Source organism: Pseudomonas sp. K5002, from assembly GCF_013386655.1.
Classification (GTDB): domain Bacteria; phylum Pseudomonadota; class Gammaproteobacteria; order Pseudomonadales; family Pseudomonadaceae; genus Aquipseudomonas.
On record NZ_JACARK010000168.1, the window covers coordinates 1 to 6,228 of the forward strand.

Consider the following 6,228-nt stretch of genomic DNA (forward strand, 5'->3'; position numbering starts at 1 on the left):
GGTCGCCGTCGTGGAAGCAATAGTCGCCGATCTTGAACAGGCCGCCCTGGGCACCCAGCAGCACCGCGTTCTGCGGCAGTTTCAACGGGCTGCCGGCGGCGACCTTTTCCAGCATCTCCACCGGGTAGCGCTTGCCGTAGAAATGCCCGGGAATGTCCAGGGCAATCAGGTCGACGTAGCGCACATCGGGATGGTTCTGGCGAAAGGTCCGGACTTCGGCCAAAAGCGTGGAAGCATGGCTTTTCACGGGTGTTGCTCCTAGTTGTAGACCCACAGCACGCGGGCTGGCAGGTCGGTCAGGTTGCCGTAGCGGCAGTGGGCAAAACTGGCCAGGTGGAAGCTGTCGCCGGGGCCCAGGGTGACCGAGTCCGGCTCGCCCTCGACCCACAGCGTCAACTCGCCCTCCAGCACGTAACCGGCCTGTTCGGCACGGTCGCTCATGGTTTGTTCGCCGCTGTTGGCACCGGGGGCCAGCAGGCTGTCGAGGATCGAGAACGCGCCGTGCATGCTCGGCGACACCAGGATGTCGGTGATGCCATTGGCGTAATACACCGTGCGCCGTTCGTTGGGGCGGGTGACCCAGTCCACCGCCTTGGGTTTGGACAGGCTGTAGAAATAGGTGGTGGGCACACCGAGGGCGTGGCTGATGGCCGTGAGGTCGGCCACTGTCGGGCGCGACAGGCCGCGTTCAACCTGGGACAGGAAACCCACGGAACGCTCGATCTTTTGCGCCAGTTGCGCCAGGGTGAGCTTCTTGTGCTTGCGCAGGTCGTGGATCAGGATCGCCAGGGCGTCGAGTTCTTCTTGCTTGTCCATGGGCGCTTCGTGAAATTCTTATCAGGAAATTTCATGAAAAATTACAGGATTAATTTCACGAGGGCAATGGGTATGGAGTTGGCAGAGCATTTACGCCGCCTGGAACAGGAGCTGCACCAATGCACCACCCGTACAGATGCGGCGCGGTTGTCGGTGCTGCTGGCGGATGACTTCGTCGAATTTGGTGCCAGTGGCAATGTATGGGGCAGCAAGGCCGAGGTGATCGAAGGGCTGCAGGATGAGGTGTTTTCAGTCCGTAGCATCAGTGACTTTGCAATGAAGGTGCTGGCCGAAGGCGTGGCGTTGGTGACGTATCGCTGCCAGCGCGCGGCGACGGATGCAAATGCGGCGGGGGAGTCGTTGCGCAGTTCGGTGTGGCGCGAAAGCGGCGGGCAGTGGCAGATGGTGTTTCATCAGGGCACGCCAACACGTCAGCGTGCACCTGTGTAAGCGCCGGCAGGTCAGGCCGTACGCTTGGCCTCGAACCCCGACAGGCTGACATCATCACGATGCCCGAGCAGCTCGGCCACCACCGAGGTCGGCGACTTGTGCTTGTAGGTGTTGTAGTTGTTGACCGAGTCGTGGAAGAGCTGGCGGGTGAACGCGACACGGCTTTCCAGGCTGGCGATTTCTGCGCTGGGTGACGAGGCATTTTGCGCCGCCGCCAATTGTTGTTCGGCCTCCTTGAATTGGCCGAAGGCTTTTTTGCAGCGATCGAGCAGGGCCACCAGTTCCCTGTAGGTGCCGAACACGTAGAGCGCGAGCAAGGTGACAACGGTCACGAAAATGATGATGACGTGGGTACCAGTCATTGGAATTCCTGAGCGGCTGGAAAAAAGAACCAATCTTATCTGATTAATCGCCGGCCCGGTCGCTGGCCGCCCATCCATCTGCCGCTTCCATCACGGCGCTGAATGATTCCACGCCGCTGCGGTCGGAATCTTTACGCGTCATTCATTGAAGGAAGTGCCCATGAAGTCCAAATCCCTTGTTGCCTGCCTGCTGGTTGCCGCGAGCCTGTCCGCCGCGAGTCTCACCGTCCAGGCCGCGGATACCCCGCAAAAAACCGTGCAGCCTTCGAATATCAATACCCGCGACCTCAAGACGGGAGACCGTGCGCCAGACATTCTGATGCGTAAGGAGTCGGCCATTGCCGACTGGAAGAAACGTGGCCTGAAGCAGCCGGAAGAAGACAGCCAGTGGGCCCGTGTAAACGACAAGTACGTGTTGCTCAAAACCACCAACGGTACGATTCTCGACATCACCCCCGTTAAAAAATAAAGCGTTCGGCGGGATGGGTGATCACGCTTCATCCCGCTGGATTTGATTTTTGCATAAATGCATAAATCAGCATTTATTTCGTCTCATCTTGCGTTAAGGTACATCCGCTTGCGGGCTGCAATGGCCCCATTACCTTGACCAGAAATGAGAGCAGGATGCTTGCCACAATAAGAAATTACCCGCGTACCGTGAACCTGTTGTTGTCGGCCACGCTGATCCTCACCCTGGCCAAAGCCATCACCTTTCCGTACCTGGTGATCTACCTCACCAACCACTTTGCCCTCGACATCAGCCAGGTCGGCCTGGTGATCGGCAGCTCGCTGATCGTCGGCTCGCTGCTGAGTGTCTACGGCGGTTTCCTGGTAGACCGCATCAACAGCTACAGGCTATTGCTCAGCTTGAGTGTGGTGTTTGCCCTGGGGTTTATCGGCACGGTGCTGGCCCGGGAAATCTGGTCGTTCTACAGTTGCCTGATCCTGATCAACCTGGCGTACGCGGTGATCGACATCGCGATCAAGTCCGGGTTTGCCAGCCTGTTGCCGGAAGATGAGCGCAGCGAAGCGTTTTCCATCAAGTACACCCTGACCAATATCGGCTATGCCGTAGGGCCGTTTTTTGGCGCGATGGTGGCCAAGCTCGATATCAGCTTGCCGTTTATCCTGTCGGCGGTCCTGGGCTTCGGTTTTTTCCTGCTGTACTGGCGTTGGGGCGACCGCACGCTGGCCACGGTAGACACCACGCAAAAGCCGGTGTCGTTCCTCGCGGTGGGGCGTGTATTGCTGCGGGATCACCGACTGGTGTGCTTCACCGTCGGCGGCCTGCTCAGTGCCGTGGTGTTCGGCCAGTTCACCGCGTACCTGTCGCAGTACCTGGTGACCACCACTACCGCCGAATACACCTACACCATCATCAGCGCGGTACTCACCACCAACGCGGTGTTGGTGATTGCCCTGCAATACGCGATTGGCCGGCGCATTTCCCACCGCTACCTGAGCCAGTGGCTGATCTTCGGCCTGGGCATGTTCATGCTGGGGGTGATTGGCTTTGCCCTGGCGAGCAACGTGTGGTGGTGGATCCTGGCGATGGCGATTTTCACCGTGGGCGAAATCGTGGTGTTTCCGGCCGAGTACATGTTCATCGACCGCATCGCCCCGGACAACCTGCGGGGCATGTACTACGGGGCGCAAAACCTCTCCAACCTCGGCGCTGCGTTGGGGCCGGTGCTGTGCGGGCTGGTGCTGGCCAACCTGCCGGTCCACTACATGTTCTACATGTTGGCAGCGTTCATTGTCGGGGGAGGGGTGTTCTATTTTATCGGGGCGTCGTTGAAAGCCCGCGACATACTGTAGGAGCACGCTTGCTCGTGAAGGTCGTTAACGATAACGCGAACGCGCCACGCCTGAATGAACGCGGTGCCTGGGCGTTTTTCGCGAGCAAGCCCGCTCCTACAAAGGGCGCAGCGGCAGGTCATCCAGCCTGAGTTTACCGACGGTGTTGCTCTGCAATTCGTACCGCAACTCGTCGACCATCTTTTCCACTTCCTGCGGGGTCTGCAGCTTGTTGACGCTGATCCCGGTGACCACCAAATCCACCCGGCCGCTTTCGGCGTCGAAGACCTTGAGCGTCAACGACGCGTCACGGCACAGGGTGAATTCGCAGGTCAGGGGCGACAGGGCCTCTTCGATGCAGTTGCGCAGTTGGGAGAGCGTAAACATCAGGGTTCTCCTCAGCGACGACGCAGCAACAGGCCCAGCAGCAGGCCGACACCGGCGACGATCGCAACCGTTGCCAGGGGTTTTTGCTTGGCGAAATCGCCGACGGTGTCCAGCGCGTCACCGTAGGTTTGCTGCAACTGGCCAGCGGCCTGGCGAGCTACACCCTCGGCCTGGAGACGTTCGTCACCGGTCAGATCACCCAGAAAACCTTGAGCCTTGCCGGCCACTTTTTCGACGGCGCCTTTGACTTGTTCGCTTTTCATGATGGATTCCTTAAAGGGCATGACATCTCAACGGCACAGGACCCTAAGCCCTATGCCCACCCTTCAAGGTTAAGCAGTGCACCCCCGCGCAATAAGGCGAATTTGCACCGGTCGCACTAGTGCATTTGCACTCTATTTCGGCTTTTTAACCCGCAACTCACCGGCAAACAGCCCGCGCTCACGGGCCCACACGATGGCTGCACTACGGCTATGCACCCCCAGTTTGGAGTACACCGTGGCCACATGGTTACGCACGGTGTTGGGTGCCAGTTTCAGGCGCGAAGCGATTTCCTTGTCGGCCAGGCCTTCGCAAATCAACCCCAGTACGTCGCGCTCGCGGGCGGTCAGGTCGGTAAAGGAAATGTTCGGTACATTGGGGCTGTTGACGCTCTTGGCGTTGGCCAGTTTTTCAATCAGCGTCTGGCTGAACCATGAGGCGTCCTGCATCACTTCCTCGATCGCGGCCACCAGTTCCAGCTCGGAGCGCTTGCGTTCGGTGATGTTCATCAGCACCAGCAGGTAGCAGGGCACATCCTGGATACTGACGGTGTCGGCAGACAGCACACAGTCGATCAGCTCATTGCCTTTCTTGCGGATCTTCAGGTCGAGGCCGTCGAGGTTGCCGGCTTTTTCCAGGGTGGTGAACAGTTGCGTGCAGGCCTGGGGGCTGTCGATAAAGTCGATGTCTTCGATGGATTTGCCGATCAGTTCTTCACTGGTATAGCCGGTGATGGTCATGAAGGCTTCGTTGATATCCACCACCTGGCGGTTGGCGGCGTTGCACACCAGGGTCGGCACCGGCGTCAGGCGGAACGACTTGGCGAAGCGTTCCTCACTCTGACGCAGGGCGGTTTCGGCCTTGCGGCGAGGCTCCAGGTCGGTGAAGGAAAACAGCATGCAGTCTTCCTCATTCATGTCCAGCGGCTGGCCGGCCACGATCACCAGTTTGCTGCCGCCTTCGGGCAGTTTCAGTTCGGCTTGCATCTGTGGAATGGTCGCGCCTTCGCCCAGGCGCTTGACGGCCAGGTCCTTGTTTTCGGCCTGTTCCAGCACGTCCAGTTCATACACCGAGTGGCCGATCACCTGGTCGCGGTTGTAGCCGGTCATCTCCAGGAAGCCCTGGTTGACCTTGATGTAGCGCAGGTCGCTCAGGCGGCAAATCACCGCCGGCGCCGGGTTGGCATTGAAGGTCTTTTCGAAGCGCTGTTCGGCGCTGGCCCATTCGGTGGCGTCGCTCAGGATCAACACCAGCAATTCCGGCTCGCCCGACGCGTCGTCGAGCACCAGGCTGCGCAGGCGATGCACCCAGACTTTTTCCTCGTCGCCGGTGGGGGTGACTTCCACCACCACATCGCTGAACTCTTCACCGTCTGCCACCCGGCTCAGAGGATAATTCTCCAGCACCAACGGGTGGTTGTTGCGATACCGCAAGGCAAAGCGCGCGGCGTATTCCTTGGTGTTGGCACCCAGGTCTTCGACTTTATCCACGCCATGCATCAGCAGCGCGGCTTCATTGGCCCAGAGTATGGTCTGGTCGGCCTCGGCGAGGATCACCCCATCGGACAAGCCGGAGATGATCTGCTGCAGTTGGCGGCGGTTGGTTTCTTTGGCGAGGACGGCCTGGCTCATGGTTTCTCCTGGGGTAAGTCGCATGGGAAGTACGACACCTGAGGCTCAGGATAGTGCAGAGAAAGTGCCCGGCGCGGGGTGCGAATGCACCAGTGCGCCTAGTGCAATTGTGTCGAGACCGCAGGGCAGGTGCCTCGCCAAACTGGCCACCTACCCACTGTTCAAAGGATTTAACATGACCACTGTCTATGAAACCAACCGTTCGCTGTTTCGTGTGTCCTGGGGCTCGGTATTGGCCGGTAGTGCAATTGCCCTGGTGACCTATCTGGTATTGAGCGTACTTGGCACCGCGATTGGCGCCAGCGCGGTAGACCCGATGGCCGCGGGTAACCCGCTGAGCGGTTTCGGCACCGGTGCCGGGATCTGGCTGTTTGTCTCGACGCTGCTGGCAATCGGTACCGGTGCATTCGTGGCCGGGCGCACCGCGCCGGATCGCGGCGGCCTGCACGGCGTGCTGAGCTGGACCATCACCACCTTGCTCACCACCTGGCTGCTGGCCGCGCTGGCCACCAGCGTTGTGGGAG

At 59.7% G+C, this 6,228-nt stretch carries 8 protein-coding genes and 2 pseudogenes; 4 read left to right on the top strand and 6 right to left on the bottom strand.

The genetic code is table 11. The features are described 5' to 3' along the window. Together HX846_RS09380 and HX846_RS09385 are read right to left on the bottom strand one after the other, a co-directional pair. Window positions 1-247 (bottom strand): annotated as a pseudogene (locus HX846_RS09380) (glutamine synthetase); the annotation flags it as partial. A gap of 11 nt (window positions 248-258) precedes the next feature. Then, the gene (locus HX846_RS09385; RefSeq protein WP_003211595.1) at window positions 259-816 is read right to left on the bottom strand and encodes a helix-turn-helix domain-containing protein; all 558 of its coding nucleotides are present in this window, start codon (window positions 814-816) and stop codon (window positions 259-261) included. Between the two features lie 33 nt (window positions 817-849). Between HX846_RS09385 and HX846_RS09390 the strand changes: the two genes are divergently transcribed. Then, complete coding sequence (locus HX846_RS09390) at window positions 850-1,266, top strand: DUF4440 domain-containing protein (protein WP_256739801.1); 417 nt, start codon at window positions 850-852, stop codon at window positions 1,264-1,266. A gap of 11 nt (window positions 1,267-1,277) precedes the next feature. Here the strand turns inward: HX846_RS09390 and HX846_RS09395 are convergent, their stop codons facing one another. Beyond that, entirely contained in the window at window positions 1,278-1,628 is a 351-nt protein-coding gene (locus HX846_RS09395; RefSeq protein WP_177021662.1) for a LemA family protein, read from the bottom strand. Window positions 1,629-1,788: 160 nt separating this feature from the next. Between HX846_RS09395 and HX846_RS09400 the strand changes: the two genes are divergently transcribed. Both HX846_RS09400 and HX846_RS09405 read left to right on the top strand, forming a co-directional pair. Further along, entirely contained in the window at window positions 1,789-2,097 is a 309-nt protein-coding gene (locus HX846_RS09400; protein WP_003211589.1) for an RcnB family protein, read from the top strand. A gap of 155 nt (window positions 2,098-2,252) precedes the next feature. Then, window positions 2,253-3,446, top strand: coding sequence for an MFS transporter (locus HX846_RS09405; protein ID WP_178965308.1), 1,194 nt, complete (start codon window positions 2,253-2,255; stop codon window positions 3,444-3,446). A gap of 96 nt (window positions 3,447-3,542) precedes the next feature. On the opposite strand, the gene HX846_RS09410 is transcribed toward HX846_RS09405, so the two are convergent. The 3 genes from HX846_RS09410 to HX846_RS09420 all read right to left on the bottom strand — a co-directional run bounded on the left by HX846_RS09410 (window position 3,543) and on the right by HX846_RS09420 (window position 5,704). After that, window positions 3,543-3,812, bottom strand: coding sequence for a DUF1652 domain-containing protein (locus HX846_RS09410; protein ID WP_003211585.1), 270 nt, complete (start codon window positions 3,810-3,812; stop codon window positions 3,543-3,545). Between the two features lie 11 nt (window positions 3,813-3,823). Next, window positions 3,824-4,075: a CsbD family protein gene (locus HX846_RS09415; RefSeq protein ID WP_003211583.1), complete on the bottom strand. Its 252-nt coding sequence runs from the start codon at window positions 4,073-4,075 to the stop codon at window positions 3,824-3,826. 132 nt (window positions 4,076-4,207) lie between these two features. Continuing rightward, window positions 4,208-5,704 (bottom strand): PAS domain S-box protein, encoded by a 1,497-nt coding sequence (locus HX846_RS09420; RefSeq protein WP_003211582.1) that lies wholly within the window; start codon window positions 5,702-5,704, stop codon window positions 4,208-4,210. Window positions 5,705-5,879: 175 nt separating this feature from the next. Between HX846_RS09420 and HX846_RS09425 the strand changes: the two are divergent. Beyond that, window positions 5,880-6,228: pseudogene (locus HX846_RS09425) on the top strand (hypothetical protein); the annotation flags it as partial.

What these genes read in the sequence shown, in the direction of transcription:
- HX846_RS09385 (WP_003211595.1), bottom strand. Translation starts at nt 816, where the DNA reads ATGGACAAGCAAGAAGAACTCGACGCCCTGGCGATCCTGATCCACGAC.
- HX846_RS09390 (WP_256739801.1), top strand. Translation starts at nt 850, where the DNA reads ATGAAAAATTACAGGATTAATTTCACGAGGGCAATGGGTATGGAGTTG.
- HX846_RS09395 (WP_177021662.1), bottom strand. Translation starts at nt 1,628, where the DNA reads ATGACTGGTACCCACGTCATCATCATTTTCGTGACCGTTGTCACCTTG.
- HX846_RS09400 (WP_003211589.1), top strand. Translation starts at nt 1,789, where the DNA reads ATGAAGTCCAAATCCCTTGTTGCCTGCCTGCTGGTTGCCGCGAGCCTG.
- HX846_RS09405 (WP_178965308.1), top strand. Translation starts at nt 2,253, where the DNA reads ATGCTTGCCACAATAAGAAATTACCCGCGTACCGTGAACCTGTTGTTG.
- HX846_RS09410 (WP_003211585.1), bottom strand. Translation starts at nt 3,812, where the DNA reads ATGTTTACGCTCTCCCAACTGCGCAACTGCATCGAAGAGGCCCTGTCG.
- HX846_RS09415 (WP_003211583.1), bottom strand. Translation starts at nt 4,075, where the DNA reads ATGAAAAGCGAACAAGTCAAAGGCGCCGTCGAAAAAGTGGCCGGCAAG.
- HX846_RS09420 (WP_003211582.1), bottom strand. Translation starts at nt 5,704, where the DNA reads ATGAGCCAGGCCGTCCTCGCCAAAGAAACCAACCGCCGCCAACTGCAG.